Genomic DNA, 13,127 nt, shown 5'->3' with positions numbered 1-13,127 from the left:
GTTGCCGTGGACTGTAACCACCCTGCGTCAGGCGAATGAATGGTGCCGGCAGGGTCTGGCGATAGAGAGATTTTTCATGACATCCACTGATTACCCGCCAGCGCTCAGCGCGGCGCAGATCGAGCAATTCATCGAGGACGGCTTCGTACGGATCGATGCTGCTTTTCCCCGCGACGTAGCCGAAGAAGCCCGTGCCATCATGTGGCGGGATATTCCCTTCGATCCCCATGATCCGAAAACCTGGGTGCGGCCGGTCGTCCGGCTTGCCGGCTATGGCGGCGGGCCGTTCGAGACGGCGGTCAACATGCCCGTGCTGCATTCTGCTTTCGATCAGCTCGTCGGCAAGGGGCGCTGGGAGCCGCGGAGCGGTCTTGGCAGCTTCCCGGTCCGCTTTCCACATCCGGACGATCCCGGCGATGCCGGCTGGCATGTGGACCTGAGCTTTTCGGGAGAGGACGGAAATCCCGACGAGCAGCGGGATTTTTCCGCCTGGCGGGTGAATATCAACTCACGCGGACGGGCGCTCCTGATGCTCTTCCTGTTCTCGGATGTCGGCGAAGGAGACGCGCCGACGCGTATCCGGGTCGGGTCGCACAAGGATATCGCAAGGCTACTGGAGCCGGCTGGTGAGGCCGGCATGGCGCATCTGTGGCTGGAGCATGTGGGCGAGGACAGGCCGCTTGCTCTGGCGACGGGGCAAGCGGGTACGGTCTATCTGTGCCATCCGTTCCTCATCCATGCAGCACAGATGCACCGCGGCGAGGAACCGCGGTTCATGGCGCAGCCCGGCCTCGCACCTTCCGAGCCGCTAAGGCTTGTGCGTGATGATGGCGCCTATTCGCCTGTCGAAATCGCCATCCGCCAAGCGCTTCAGGAGCGATAGGCCAGAGACGATGCATCCGGCCCTGCCGGGTGCATCACGCTTGCAGTTCCTGCTGTGCGGCCCTGCGGATTGCTTGCGGCGGTTGTCCGAAGGCGCGCAGGAAAGCGCGGCGCATGCGTTCACGATCGGCAAAGCCGGTTTCGCGGGCGACGGTATCGATCGGATGGCGGCCCTGTTCCATCATCAGGCGGGCCGCTTCCAGCCGCAGGTTCTCGACAGCCTTGGCCGGCGACTGACCCGTTTCGGCGCGGAAGGCGCGGCTGAACTGGCGGGGGCTGAGATGTGCGGCTTCGGCCAGTTCTTCGACGGAGAGCGTCGCTTTCAGATTGCTGCGCGCATGGGCAAGCGCCTTCTGGATGCGGTCGGATTTCGGCTCCAGTTCCAGAAGGGCTGAAAATTGCGACTGGCCGCCGGCGCGACGGTGATAGACGACGAGCTTGCGGGCAACGGCGCGGGCGATCTCCAGCCCGTGATCCTTCTCGACCATGGCGAGCGCCAGATCGACGCCGGCGGTCATGCCGGCAGAGGTCCAGACGGAGCCGTCGATGATGTAGATGCGGTCTTCTTCCATCCGGATTGCCGGGTAGCGGCTTTGCAGGTCACGGGCGAGGTACCAATGGGTCGTGGCGCGGCGGCCGTCGAGAATGCCGGCATCGGCGAGCAGGAAAGCGCCGGTGCAGATCGATGCGAGGCGACGGGTGGCGGTAAGTGCGGCGCGAATGAACTTTGCTTCCGCCTCGTTGGGAAGCTTGATGTCGGGCGCACCCGTAACGATGAGCGTGTCGAAAGCGGGATCGCCGAAAGCCTCTGTCTCGACGATCATGCCGAGAGAATTGGCAATGGGGCCGCCGGTCTCCGAGAGATAATGGATGTCGTAGACCTTTTCGCCGATCTCGAGATTGGTGAATTCGAAGGCCGAGGCGGCAGCGAGGCTCATGATCTGAAAGCCGGGAAAGAGCAGGAAACCGATTTGCTGCATGGTCATCATGTCCTGAAAAGTGGATGTCCTAAAAGGTGGTATATATGACATTTGGGACGCGGGCAATCGGGCGTAAAACTCTTCTCAAGCGCAAGGCATCGGGCCGGCGTACAAAATGGAGAAACGATCATGGCACATCAAGACAAGGGTACCGCACTGGTCACCGGCGCATCCTCGGGCATCGGCGCAATATACGCACATCGTCTGGCAAGGCAGGGCTACAATCTCATCCTCGTTGCCCGCAATGGCGAGCGGCTGAAGACGCTGGCAAATCGGCTGGCCGATGAAACGGGCCGCACGGTCGAGACGCTGTCTGCCGATCTCGGCAAGAAGGACGATCTCGCAAAAGTCGAGAAGGTACTGAAGGAAGACCGGAGCATCACCATGCTCGTCAACAACGCCGGCTTCGGCGGCACCGCACCGCTGCTTGGCTCCGACGTCGACAAGATGCAGGAAATGGTCGATATCAACGTGAGCGCAGTGATGCGGCTGACTTATGCGGCCGTGCCCGGCCTCGTTGCTCGCGGCGGCGGCACCATCATCAATATTGCCTCGATAGTCGCGATCGCGCCTGAAATCCTGAATGGTGTCTACGGCGGCACGAAAGCCTTTGTATTCGCCTTCAGCCAGTCGCTGAAGCATGAGCTTGCCGACAAGAATATCCGCGTTCAGGCCGTGCTGCCGGGCGCTACAGCCACCGAATTCTGGGGCATTGCCGGCACGCCGGTCGAGCATCTGCCAGGCGAAATCGTCATGTCGGCCGAAAACATGGTCGATGCGTCGCTGGCAGGTCTTGCCGAGGGTGAATTTGCAACGATCCCGGCGCTTGAAGATGCCGGCCTGCTCGCTGCTTATGAGCAGGCCCGTCAGGCACTGATGCCGAACCTGTCGCGTTCGGTGCCGGCTCCGCGCTACAAGGTCGCCTGAGCGCGAGAACAGAGAACGCCAATGTCCGCAGCAGGTGCTGCGGACATTATTTCTATTGCGGGAGATCGCTGCGGAAGGCTGCCGCCACCATCTCCGCCAGACTGTCGTGGATAGCCACGCGGTTTGTTCCTTCGGGATCCTGGCAGAGAGGTTCTTCACCTTCCTCGCGAAGAATAGAGGCGCATGCTGGCTTGCACTCGCTGAAGGCGCTGTATTGCAAAGCGTTCACGATCAGATCGTAGCGTGCACCGGATATTGCGCTTTTCAGATCCGATGCGCGCAGCCCCGGCCAGACGGTTTTCGGTGTGCCGAGATTGATGAGCCGCACCGGGATCGATATCTGCGCGAGGCTTTCGGGTGTGAAACTGGCGCCGAACTCAGGATCGATAACAACGGCTGCCTTCACCCGTGGGTCGAGATGAGAGCGGGAGAGTTTCTGCCTGTCGACGGAATGGAGATCGATTCCGGCGGTGGCGAACTCTACACAGTCGATACCGGTGCCACCGGGATCGCAGGAGCGCGCAAAGCTTTCCGGGTCGATGTTGCCGCCTGCAATCGAAAGCGCGGATGTTCCGCCCACCAGAAAGCCCAGAACGCCGATGCGGTTGCGGTCTATCCCGCGGGACAGCGTGTCGTCCCTTTCGATTGCCGTCAGGGCCGCGGAGAGATCGGCAGGTCGCAGCCATATCTCGCGGATGCTCTCCTCGCTCGTCATCGTCTGCGGATCCGGCTGTCGCATCATTGCCACCACGAAGCCCTTCGAAGCGAGGCGCGATGCCATCCAGGCGCCAATGAACGGACCGGATTTCAGGCCGCCATGAGAAAGCAGGATCAATGGATGACTGCCGGCAGCTTTAGGTGCGTCCTGCCGAGCGATACCGCCTTTGAAAAGCGGGCTGTCGCCGATCAGAACGGGAGTACCGCCTTTTGCCGCCGGATACCAAAGCGTGACGTCCATGATGCCGTGCCGCTCTGCCACGGGGACCGATAGAAAGGAGAGGCCGACGGCATTGGCTTCATGTGCCGGCATATCGGCGGCAAGAAGCCACGCCGATAGCAGCAGGATGAGAAGATGTATCATGAAAACCTCGGAACGATGACCGCCACATGGCGGCACGGGAGGTTTTGCTGCTTTTTGGTGCCGAGGAGACCCCGATCATGATCGAGGTCGTCACCGATCGCGATCAGGGTCTTCAAGAGCGTTGTCGAGCCTTAGCCGAAGCGCTCCAGTGCATTGGTGAACACATCGGCGTCGATATTGCCGCCCGAGGTGACGACGACAGCCGTATCGCTGTCGAGCTGGTCGCCGTGAAAGAGGGCTGCAGCCAGTGCAACAGCCCCGCCCGGCTCAACGACAATCTTGAGACGGTTGAAGGCGAGGGCGACAGCGCGTAACGCCTCGTCATCCGTCACGACGATACCCTGTCCGGCAAGACGCTTCAGGATCGGGAAGGTGATGTTGCCGGGCTGCGGCGTGATGATCGCGTCGCAGATCGAGCCGGTCATTGCAGCGTTGCGCTCGATCTTGCCTGATGCAAGCGAGCGGGTGGTGTCGTCGAAATTTTCCGGTTCGCAGGGACGGACACGGAAGCCCGGCGCACTTGCTTCCAACGCGAGGGCGATGCCCGAACTCAGACCGCCACCACCACAGGGAACGAGGACTTCGGCGTTCTTGACGCCTTCCTCTTCCGTCTGCTCGGCGATCTCCAGCCCGGTCGTACCCTGGCCTGCAATAACCAGCGGCTCGTCGAAGGGCTTGATGAGCGTCAGGCCTCGCTCGGATGATAGCTTCGCGCCGATCTCGTCGCGATCTTCATTGGCGCGATCGTAGAGCACCACTTCGGCCCCGAAGGCGCGGGTGTTGGCGATCTTCAGCCTGGGCGCGTCACTCGGCATGATGATGACGCTGGGGATGCCGTGCATGCGGGCGGCAAGTGCCACACCCTGGGCATGGTTGCCGGAGGAGAAGGCGATGACGCCCTTCTTGCGCAGTTCCGGATCGATGCCCGAGACGGCAGACCAGCCGCCACGGAACTTGAAGGAGCCGGAATGCTGCAGGCATTCGGCCTTCACGAACAGCCGCCGGCCGGCGATTTCATCAAGGAAGGGGGAGGAGAGAAGCGGCGTGCGCCGCGCATGTCCGCGCAGGCGGGCCCTGGCGGCAACGATCATTTCAATGGAGGCCATGGGAATCTCTTCTGCTTTAATGCCGCTCATGCATAGAGCGCACATCTTTGCTTGTGAACGGCGACTTTGTCACGGTGACATGAATATGACATTGGACGCCGCGCCACCCGATTCCCGCGGGACACGCCGCTTTCTGAACTGTGTCGGGCTTTCGCCATTCATGCGCGCAAATTCGCGATTGAAGTTGGACTTGCTGATGAAGCCGGAGTCGAACATCACCTGCGTTATCGGATGATCGGTGCCGACCAGCTGCTCGCAGGCCGCGCGGATGCGGAAGTCGTTCACATATTGCGAGACGCTCATGCCGTGGATGCGGTTGACGGCCGTGGAGACGCGCCGGGCGGGCAGGTTCATTTTGCGGGCGATGCGGGTCAGGTTGAGTTCGGGATCGCGGTAGAGCTGGCGGGCGCGCATCAATGTGTCGAGTGCCGCAGCGACCGCTTCGTCTTCCTCTGTTGCCGGTGGTGGTGGAGGTGGCTCCACTGATATCGCTTCGACCGTGCTGCCGCTGCTTGCCACGGAAGCGGCCGTGCCGAGGATCAGGAGCGCGATGACGTTGCCGAGTGCGACGATGGCGCCTGCATGGATGCCGCCTGTCCTGGTGAAATCGAAGCTGATGATGACATCGGTGAGAGCAGAGGCGATGAGGGCGAAGCCGGTGATCTGCAGCGAGCGATAAGAAAACACTGCACCATCGAGCCTGGAGGCGACGAGCGCATCCGGGCCATGCCGGGCAAGCCAGAGCAGTGCGGCGCCATAGCCGAAGAAGATCAGGATAATGGCGAGGCTGATCGGTTCCGGGTAGAGAGCTATGAAGATGGCGATTGTCGCAGTCGGCAGAAGGTGCGGCCAGAAACGGGAAAGAGTGGGCTGCTCTTCCTCGGTCAGCCCCTTGAAGCAGACCCAGGCAAGCGCCGCAATCGTTGTCGCGATCAACGATTGGATCGGCATGATCTCGATGACGTCGTAACCCCAGCGGATACCGATCACTATGGACTGCAGGGTGTAGAAGCCGATCAGCAGCAGGAAAGGCCGCCTTTCGGCGAGTGATCCGTCTCCCTGCCGCAGCATGCGGACAAGCAGGATGGCAAGCAGCAGGGCCACGACGAAGGGCAGGGGAACGAAGATCATCGGCGATATCCGGACTGCAACAATGAAGAATGGTCTCAGAATGAACCCGATTGCGTTCGCGGTCGACCCGGATCGCGATCGAGGTCTCGAAATAGAGCCTGAGAAAACATCCTGAAACTGTCCTCGACGGGAGGGCTTCATTCATGGACGGATTTCGATGACCATTCTTCTTGTGATGCCGGTGCTTCTGGCAGCTACCGCTTCCGCTCTGCCCGACAAGGTATCGACCACAGCAATTCCCGATCTTTCCGGCGTGCGTGCGGTCGCCATCAGTGGTGACGCCAGCTCGATCAACATCACCACGCGAAGCGACCAGCCCTATGGCGCATCGCTCAGCGGGCGACGGAAGGGCTGGTTCTCGTCCTGGTATTCGAGCTGGTACTTTGCCGATTGCCGCGACAATAGCGACATGCGGGTTGATGGTACGGTGCTGCATATCGATATCGCTGCATCGTCCTGGCTGGATCCATCCGACTGTGTGATCGAGATCAATGCCAATGTGCCTGCCGGGGCCGCTCTCCGGATCGATCAGAGCGCCTTTAGCGCGAGGCTTATTGGTCGTTTTTCCGAGCTTGCCATTGCCGGAAAGGCGGCCGACGTCACGCTCGACGGTCATGCCAGCGGCATCGATATCCGCGGGGATGCCGTGAGGGCCTCCCTCGACTTCGACAGGGTCGAAGCGGACGAAAACGTGTCGATCCGGGCTCGCGCGCTCGACGCCTATCTTGGCTTCGGAGACAATGTGCCGGTCGACTACACTGTGGCGGCGCAGGCCTCCTGGGTCGATGCCCGGCAGCCAAGTGTGCCGGGCGTAAAACCGCATGTCGAGATCGACGGCGATTTCGTTCGGGTGAGAATCCGCTGAGGCGCCTGCTCAATAACCGTTGGCGGAGCCTTCGGTTGCGCGACTGTCCATCGCGCCGTTGTAACGGGCGCCGCCGCCCTTCTCGATCGCCGCAAGGCTCTTGCCGCCGACGAGAATACCGGCCGCTTGACCCCAGACGGGCGTATTATTACCGCCATCGAACTTGTAGCCCATGGCGGCCAGCGCCTTTTCGGTATCCGGCGAGAGGGCGTAGGGTTCCAGGTAGACCGTGTCCGGCTGCCACTGGTGATGAATACGCGGAGCATTGACCGCCTGACTGATGTCCATGCCGAAATCCACGACATTCAGAATTGCTTCCAGTGTGATGGTGATGATGCGGGAGCCGCCGGGGCTTCCGATCACCATGAAGGGCTTGCCGTCCTTGGTGACGATGGTCGGACTCATGGAGGAGAGCGGCGTCTTCTTGGGGGCGATGGCATTGGCCTCACCCTGGACGAGGCCGTAAAGGTTCGGCACGCCCGGCTTGGAAGTAAAATCATCCATCTCGTTGTTGAGTAGCACGCCGGTGCCCGGTGCGACGACGCCAGCGCCGAAGGAGCCGTTCAGCGTATAGGTCACCGCGACCGCATTACCCTCGTTATCGATGACTGAATAATGCGTCGTCTCGGTGCTTTCCTTGCCGCCGAGCGGCTTCAGGTTGGCGGACGTGCCTGCCCGATACGGATCTATCTTGGCACGAATTGACGCGGCAAAACTTCTGTCCAGCAGTTTGGAGACGGGATTGTCGATGAAGTCAGGGTCGCCGAGTGCGGCGTTCCGGTCTACATAGGCATAGCGCATGGCCTCGACCATGATGTGCACGGCCTCGGCCGATCCGTAGCCAAGATAAGAGAGCGGATAGCCTTCGAGGACGTTCAAGATCTCGCAGATGATGACGCCGCCGGAGGAGGGTGGCGGCGAGGAAATGATGTCATAGCCTCGATAATTGCATTCGATCGGCTTCAGTTCCCGCACCTTGTACTGCTCGAAATCCTCCTTGGCGAGGATGCCGCCCTTGGCCTGGCTGGCCTTGACGATCGCCTCAGCCGGTGCGCCCTTGTAGAAGGCGTCGGGGCCTTTCTCCGAGATCGATTGCAGGACGGCGGCGAGATCGGGCTGCACCAGTTTCTCACCGGACACATAGGGGCTGCCACCGGCTTTCAGGAAGATTTTTGCTGCCTCGTCATCCTTGGCGAGCCGTTTTGCGCCAGTCGCGAAAGAGGCTGCATCGCCCTGTTCCAGGGTGAAACCCTCCTTCGCATATTTCAAGGCCGGGGCGATCAGCTCCTCACGCTTCCTGGTACCATATTTCTCGCGAGCCGTTTCGAAGCCCATGACCGAACCGGGGGTTCCGACGGCCAGATAGCCGTCGAGACTGGCGCGCGGCACGATATCGCCCTTGGCATCGAGATACATGGTCTTGGTGGCGGCAAGCGGTGCGCGTTCGCGGAAATCAAGGAAGGTCGTTTTCCCATCCTTCATCCGGATCGTCATGAAACCACCGCCGCCGAGATTGCCGGCTGTCGGATAGACGACCGCCAGCGCATAACCGACGGCGACTGCGGCATCGACGGCGTTGCCGCCGCTTTTCAGCACGTCGACGCCGACATCGGTTGCCAGATGCTGGGCAGTCACGACCATGCCGTGCTCGGCTTCGACAGGTGCCGGGGAGGCGCCAAGAGCCGGCAGGGGCGCGAGGCAAAGCGAGATGGCGGCGAGAATGCTGATGGATTGTCTGGGACGGCGGTCCATGAATTTCCCCTCGAAGGACGGCGATGGGAAAGATATGGCGTCACTTCGGCAGCAGACAATGATCAGGCGAGAAGCTCGGCGAGTTTCCTGTTTGTGTCGTGCTCGTCGAGAGGCGTATAGACGATCAGCTTCATGTCCGGCTGGGTCATCAGCGCAAGGCCTGTATGTTCGAAGGCCATCAGGCCCTTTAGCGGATGATTCACACGTTTCACGCCGGTGAGCGGGGCGACGATCTCATGGCGCGGCCACCAGGCGCGGAATTCCGGACTTTGCTGCTTCAGCAGGGCGATGAGCCGCTCGAAGTCGGGATCGCCGGCATAACGGGCGCTGTCGGCACGGAACATGGCAAGCGAAACGCGGGCAACCGCCTCCCAGTCGACCAGCAAGCTGCGATGAAAATCGTCGGCAAAAAGCCGGTGCATGGTGTTGCGTTCGTCCGGGCCAAGCCGGTCATAACCGCCGAACAACAAGTCTGCCGCGCGGTTCCAGGCCAGCACATCCCAGCGGCGACCCAGCACGTAGGCGGGCTGATGGGTCAGGTTGTCCAATATCCGGCGAAGCGGCTCGTCGACGAGTTCCGGGGCTGAGGAAAACGGCTGCGGCGATTGCCGGCTGTTCAGCGTGAAGAGGTGCTGGCGTTCGGCGTCATCAAGACGAAGCGCGTCTGCCAGTGCATTCAGAACCTGCGGGGAGGGGCGGATGTCGCGTCCCTGTTCCAGCCAGGTATACCAGGTCGTGCCGACACCGGCGATCATGGCGAGCTCCTCGCGCCTAAGTCCCGGCGTGCGGCGGCGGAACCCGTCAGGCAGGCCGACATCGGCAGGGCGCAGACGCTCACGACGGGAACGCAGGAAGGCCGCGAACTCGCGGCGGCGGGCTTCGAACGTGTCCAGCTTCTGATCCATGGAGCAATCATATCAGTATCGATACCAGGATAAAATCAGGCCTGTTTGCGATTTTCGGAGACTTCAAGATGAAACCGCTGCCGGCAACGACAGCCGGAAGTTCGATCATCCAACGGAGTATTCTCATGTCATCGCAGCATGCAGTCATTATCGGTGGCTCTTCGGGCATCGGCCTTGCCTCTGCCGAACTGCTTCTCGAACAAGGGTTTCAGGTCACCGTCGCTGCCCGCGACGAGGCGAAGCTCAAGGCAGCCGCTGACCATCTTTCCGGCGAGGTCGGAACAGTCGCCATCGATGCCCGAAATACCACCTCGGTGAAGCAGGCTTTCGAGAGCCTCGGATCCTTCGATCATCTCGTGCTGGCGCTCGGCAGCGGCCATGGGGCTGGTCCCTTTGCCACGCTCGACATGGCAGACCTGCTGGCCGGCTTCCAGACCAAGCTTATCCCGCATGCGGCGGCGGCGCAGGTGGCTTTGCCGTTCCTGCGGCCAGCCGGCAGCATCACTTTCGTGTCCGCCGTCAGTGCGCAAGCCGCGATGCCGGGAACCGCAGGTCTTGCCGCCATCAATGCGGGGATCGAGGCGATGGTGCGGGTGCTTGCTGCCGAGTTGAAGCCACTACGCGTGAATGGCGTCTCGCCTGGTGTGATCGATACGCCGTGGTGGGATTTTCTGCCTGCGGAACAGCGTCAGGCTGTCTTCCGCGACTTTGCCGGGCGCACGCCGGTCGGCCGTATCGGCGAGCCAGTCGATGTCGCCAGGGCAGTCGCCTTCCTGGTTTCGAACGGTTTCATGAGCGGTCATGTTCTAACCTGCGACGGCGGCATTCACCTCGCCGCTTGAGCGCGTCAGGCCGTCCCGCCGGCGGTTTCTTCCGGCGCGAAAACCATGCCGGTCAGGTCCTTGTCCTTCAGCGCCGCCCACTTCAACAGGGCGTCCAAAGCGGGACAAAGGGCCTGGCCCCAATCGGTCAGGCGATACTCCACCTTCGGCGGAACCTGATGATGGACGATGCGCAGCACGATGCCATCGTTTTCCATCTGGCGCAGTTGCTGGATGAGCATCTTCTGGGAGATGGCAGGAATGGCGCGCTCCAGATCGGAGAAGCGGAGCACCTTGCCGCCGAAGAGGTGGAAGAGAATGATGAGCTTCCAGCGTCCTTCCAGGATCTTCAGCACATTTTCGACGCCTGATGCGGCTGAATAGGGTGTCATCGCAGTACCTTACTTTCAGGTAAGTACCTGACTTTTTTGTAGGTTCTTGTCATCTGGAAAGCCTATGCCCATTCTTTTCGGGAAGCAACCGAAGAGGAGTTTGCGAATGAGCATAGAGCTTCCGAAGCCGCTGGCGGCCTATTACGCGGCGAAGAACCAGAAGGATATAGAGGGCATGCTTGCCTGTTTTGCTGCCGATGCCGGCGTGCGCGACGAGGGCGAGGACAGGCGTGGTCGGACTGAAATCCGCGAATGGATGGAGGAGACGACACGCAAATATGGCGTGACGGTCGACCCGAGGAAGATCTCCGGCGAAGCCGACAAGCCGGTCGTGGCTGCATTGGTGACCGGTAATTTTCCCGGCAGTCCGGTCACCCTGCGTTACCGCTTCACGCTTGCCGGCGGCGCCATTACCCATCTGGAGATCGATGCATGACGGCTGCAGCGGCTTTTCCGTTCGATCCGAACGAATTCAACGGCAAGCGCGTTCTTGTTACCGGCGGCACGAAGGGTATGGGCGAGGCGATTGTGCGGCGGCTTTCAGCAGCTGGCGCGAGGGTGGCGACGACTGCGCGCTCACCCCTTCCGGAAGGCCAGGCGCCTGCGCTGTTCGTCCAGGCTGATATCAGCACGGCGGAGGGCGTCAACGCCGTCGCCTCGAGCGTGGCGGAGGCTTTCGGCCGCCTCGATATCCTCGTGAATAATGTCGGTGGTTCGTCTGCGCCGAGTGGCGGTTTTGCGGCTCTGACGGATGCGCACTGGCAGGCGGATATCAATGCCAACCTGCTCGCGCCGGTGCGGCTCGACAGGGCATTCCTGCCCGGCATGATCGAACGTGGCCACGGCGCCATCATCCATATTTCCTCGATCCAGAGACGGCTGCCGCTCTATGAAGCCACGCTTGCTTACGCTGCGGCCAAGGCCGGATTGTCGAATTACAGCAAGGGATTATCCAAGGAGGTCGGGTCGAAGGGCGTCCGGGTGAATGTCGTTGCACCCGGTTTCATCGAAACCACGGCTGCGACCGCCCTGATCCAGCGCATTGCTGCAGAGGCCGGCACCGACGAGGACGGCGGCCGCAGGCTGTTGATGGATTCGCTTGGCGGCATACCGATCGGCCGGCCGGGCCGTCCGGAAGAGGTGGCTGAACTCGTGGCTTTCCTCGCCTCGCCACGTGCCGCCTCCATTCATGGTGCGGAATATACGATCGACGGTGGCACCGTTCCGACCGTCTGATCGACGGAAGAGCCGGCAAGCCGCTCCTCCGCTTTGCGGGCTATCGCCGCAAGGTCGCGCGGCTGGCCGGCAATCTTCTCGATGGCCGCAATGGCAACGTCGGTCGCAAGATAGTCAGGCTTGTGGCCGACGCCTCTGACGGTAACGAGTTCCGATCCGCTGATATCCCGCGCCAGGCCACGCGAATGCAGATGTTCCCAGACGATCTCGTCCTGGTCGCCGGTGATGATGACTGATGGCGCTGAGATCTCGGAATAGTGCGGCGCGTTGGCCGTCAGATATTCATGAAGCCGTTTGAAGTCGGTGGCGTTGTTGTAAAAGGCGCGCGGTCGCAACACCAGCGACGGTCCGGTTCTGGCGACGTAGTCAAGGGGCCGGGGATTGGGGCGGAAGACATTCAGCGTGCCGCGCTCCAGCCGCCGTAGGCCGAGGGGGACGACGACTGCATGATTGAAGAGCCAGCCGATAACAGGTGTTGTCGCGACATGGTAATACCAGTCGATGCCGCCGGGCCATGGATGGGAGGCAGGTGCCAGAAACAGCAGGCCGGCTGTCTTTTCGGGATGGCGCACGCCGAAGGCCGCAGCGATCGCGCCGCCGAAGGAATGGCCGACGATAACCGCCTTTTCAATCCCACGCTTTTCCATCAGTTTGGCAATGGCGTCGGCCTGGCCCGATGGCAGCGCGTTTTCCGGCCCGCCCCGCTCGGAGTAGCCGTGACCAGGTCGATCGACGAAGAGCATCTCGGCGCGGCCCTCCAGTGGTTCGCGAAAAGCGCCGATCTGGTCCAGTAGATTGCCGCTTGCACCGTGAATGAAGACCAGGGGCGGAAGATCGGCGGCATCCGGGCGCGGAACATGCACTGCGTTCATGTGATAGCCGCCAATATCGGTCAGTTCTCCGATATTGGGATAGGCATGCTCGAATTGACGGGCCTTGTAGGAGGAATAGCCGATAGCGGCGGCGATGGGAGCGAGGAGGGCGGAGACTTCGGCAAGCATAGCTTCAACTGCACAGTGACGATATCATCAAGCTAAGATTGTGCGTCT

At 61.4% G+C, this 13,127-nt stretch carries 14 protein-coding genes; 6 read left to right on the top strand and 8 right to left on the bottom strand.

Annotated elements, in window-relative coordinates:
- Positions 1-76: 76 nt before the first annotated feature.
- Positions 77-883 carry a phytanoyl-CoA dioxygenase family protein gene (locus tag AC1DF8_RS19145; RefSeq protein WP_478154454.1) on the top strand — a complete coding sequence of 269 codons (807 nt, stop codon included), beginning with the start codon at positions 77-79 and terminating at the stop codon, positions 881-883.
- 34 nt (positions 884-917) lie between these two features.
- Here AC1DF8_RS19145 and AC1DF8_RS19140 read toward each other — a convergent pair whose 3' ends face one another.
- The gene (locus AC1DF8_RS19140; protein WP_113205864.1) at positions 918-1,862 is read right to left on the bottom strand and encodes a GlxA family transcriptional regulator; all 945 of its coding nucleotides are present in this window, start codon (positions 1,860-1,862) and stop codon (positions 918-920) included.
- A gap of 129 nt (positions 1,863-1,991) precedes the next feature.
- Between AC1DF8_RS19140 and AC1DF8_RS19135 the strand changes: the two genes are divergently transcribed.
- Complete coding sequence (locus AC1DF8_RS19135) at positions 1,992-2,789, top strand: SDR family NAD(P)-dependent oxidoreductase (RefSeq protein WP_478154453.1); 798 nt, start codon at positions 1,992-1,994, stop codon at positions 2,787-2,789.
- A 52-nt stretch (positions 2,790-2,841) separates the two neighbouring features.
- Here AC1DF8_RS19135 and AC1DF8_RS19130 read toward each other — a convergent pair whose 3' ends face one another.
- From AC1DF8_RS19130 to AC1DF8_RS19120, 3 genes are all read right to left on the bottom strand, one after another.
- Entirely contained in the window at positions 2,842-3,870 is a 1,029-nt protein-coding gene (locus AC1DF8_RS19130) for an alpha/beta hydrolase family protein (protein WP_478154452.1), read from the bottom strand.
- 131 nt (positions 3,871-4,001) lie between these two features.
- On the bottom strand, positions 4,002-4,976 hold the full coding sequence (locus AC1DF8_RS19125; protein WP_112544084.1) for a threonine ammonia-lyase: 975 nt from the start codon (positions 4,974-4,976) through the stop codon (positions 4,002-4,004).
- A 69-nt stretch (positions 4,977-5,045) separates the two neighbouring features.
- Positions 5,046-6,107, bottom strand: a complete 1,062-nt coding sequence (locus tag AC1DF8_RS19120) for a helix-turn-helix domain-containing protein (protein WP_478154451.1) — start codon at positions 6,105-6,107, stop codon at positions 5,046-5,048.
- Between the two features lie 157 nt (positions 6,108-6,264).
- Between AC1DF8_RS19120 and AC1DF8_RS19115 the strand changes: the two genes are divergently transcribed.
- On the top strand, positions 6,265-6,972 hold the full coding sequence (locus AC1DF8_RS19115) for a hypothetical protein (RefSeq protein ID WP_113117290.1): 708 nt from the start codon (positions 6,265-6,267) through the stop codon (positions 6,970-6,972).
- A 9-nt stretch (positions 6,973-6,981) separates the two neighbouring features.
- Here the strand turns inward: AC1DF8_RS19115 and ggt are convergent, their stop codons facing one another.
- Together ggt and AC1DF8_RS19105 are read right to left on the bottom strand one after the other, a co-directional pair.
- Positions 6,982-8,724: a gamma-glutamyltransferase gene (gene ggt, locus AC1DF8_RS19110; RefSeq protein ID WP_478154450.1), complete on the bottom strand. Its 1,743-nt coding sequence runs from the start codon at positions 8,722-8,724 to the stop codon at positions 6,982-6,984.
- Between the two features lie 62 nt (positions 8,725-8,786).
- Positions 8,787-9,629, bottom strand: a complete 843-nt coding sequence (locus tag AC1DF8_RS19105; RefSeq protein ID WP_478154449.1) for a helix-turn-helix transcriptional regulator — start codon at positions 9,627-9,629, stop codon at positions 8,787-8,789.
- Between the two features lie 125 nt (positions 9,630-9,754).
- On the opposite strand from AC1DF8_RS19105, the gene AC1DF8_RS19100 reads away from it, so the two are divergent.
- Complete coding sequence (locus AC1DF8_RS19100) at positions 9,755-10,471, top strand: SDR family oxidoreductase (protein WP_478154448.1); 717 nt, start codon at positions 9,755-9,757, stop codon at positions 10,469-10,471.
- A gap of 5 nt (positions 10,472-10,476) precedes the next feature.
- Here the strand turns inward: AC1DF8_RS19100 and AC1DF8_RS19095 are convergent, their stop codons facing one another.
- Positions 10,477-10,842, bottom strand: a complete 366-nt coding sequence (locus AC1DF8_RS19095) for a winged helix-turn-helix transcriptional regulator (protein ID WP_029868743.1) — start codon at positions 10,840-10,842, stop codon at positions 10,477-10,479.
- A 106-nt stretch (positions 10,843-10,948) separates the two neighbouring features.
- Between AC1DF8_RS19095 and AC1DF8_RS19090 the strand changes: the two genes are divergently transcribed.
- Both AC1DF8_RS19090 and AC1DF8_RS19085 read left to right on the top strand, forming a co-directional pair.
- Complete coding sequence (locus AC1DF8_RS19090; protein ID WP_478154447.1) at positions 10,949-11,278, top strand: nuclear transport factor 2 family protein; 330 nt, start codon at positions 10,949-10,951, stop codon at positions 11,276-11,278.
- Entirely contained in the window at positions 11,275-12,078 is an 804-nt protein-coding gene (locus AC1DF8_RS19085; RefSeq protein ID WP_478154446.1) for an SDR family oxidoreductase, read from the top strand. Before AC1DF8_RS19090 ends, AC1DF8_RS19085 begins: the two co-directional genes overlap by 4 nt.
- Here AC1DF8_RS19085 and AC1DF8_RS19080 read toward each other — a convergent pair.
- Positions 12,030-13,079 (bottom strand): alpha/beta fold hydrolase, encoded by a 1,050-nt coding sequence (locus tag AC1DF8_RS19080; RefSeq protein WP_478154445.1) that lies wholly within the window; start codon positions 13,077-13,079, stop codon positions 12,030-12,032. The genes AC1DF8_RS19085 and AC1DF8_RS19080 overlap by 49 nt on opposite strands.
- Positions 13,080-13,127: the final 48 nt, after the last annotated feature.

The organism is Rhizobium sp. 05N49 (assembly GCF_056396805.1).
Note: the sequence above shows the minus strand (reverse complement) of the source record. Positions and strands in the feature narration are given on the sequence as shown.

Excerpts from the sequence above, each read along its gene's own strand:
- AC1DF8_RS19145 (WP_478154454.1), top strand. The coding sequence starts at position 77 with ATGACATCCACTGATTACCCGCCAGCGCTCAGCGCGGCGCAGATCGAG.
- AC1DF8_RS19140 (WP_113205864.1), bottom strand. The coding sequence starts at position 1,862 with ATGCAGCAAATCGGTTTCCTGCTCTTTCCCGGCTTTCAGATCATGAGC.
- AC1DF8_RS19135 (WP_478154453.1), top strand. The coding sequence starts at position 1,992 with ATGGCACATCAAGACAAGGGTACCGCACTGGTCACCGGCGCATCCTCG.
- AC1DF8_RS19130 (WP_478154452.1), bottom strand. The coding sequence starts at position 3,870 with ATGATACATCTTCTCATCCTGCTGCTATCGGCGTGGCTTCTTGCCGCC.
- AC1DF8_RS19125 (WP_112544084.1), bottom strand. The coding sequence starts at position 4,976 with ATGGCCTCCATTGAAATGATCGTTGCCGCCAGGGCCCGCCTGCGCGGA.
- AC1DF8_RS19120 (WP_478154451.1), bottom strand. The coding sequence starts at position 6,107 with ATGATCTTCGTTCCCCTGCCCTTCGTCGTGGCCCTGCTGCTTGCCATC.
- AC1DF8_RS19115 (WP_113117290.1), top strand. The coding sequence starts at position 6,265 with ATGACCATTCTTCTTGTGATGCCGGTGCTTCTGGCAGCTACCGCTTCC.
- ggt (WP_478154450.1), bottom strand. The coding sequence starts at position 8,724 with ATGGACCGCCGTCCCAGACAATCCATCAGCATTCTCGCCGCCATCTCG.
- AC1DF8_RS19105 (WP_478154449.1), bottom strand. The coding sequence starts at position 9,629 with ATGGATCAGAAGCTGGACACGTTCGAAGCCCGCCGCCGCGAGTTCGCG.
- AC1DF8_RS19100 (WP_478154448.1), top strand. The coding sequence starts at position 9,755 with ATGTCATCGCAGCATGCAGTCATTATCGGTGGCTCTTCGGGCATCGGC.
- AC1DF8_RS19095 (WP_029868743.1), bottom strand. The coding sequence starts at position 10,842 with ATGACACCCTATTCAGCCGCATCAGGCGTCGAAAATGTGCTGAAGATC.
- AC1DF8_RS19090 (WP_478154447.1), top strand. The coding sequence starts at position 10,949 with ATGAGCATAGAGCTTCCGAAGCCGCTGGCGGCCTATTACGCGGCGAAG.
- AC1DF8_RS19085 (WP_478154446.1), top strand. The coding sequence starts at position 11,275 with ATGACGGCTGCAGCGGCTTTTCCGTTCGATCCGAACGAATTCAACGGC.
- AC1DF8_RS19080 (WP_478154445.1), bottom strand. The coding sequence starts at position 13,079 with ATGCTTGCCGAAGTCTCCGCCCTCCTCGCTCCCATCGCCGCCGCTATC.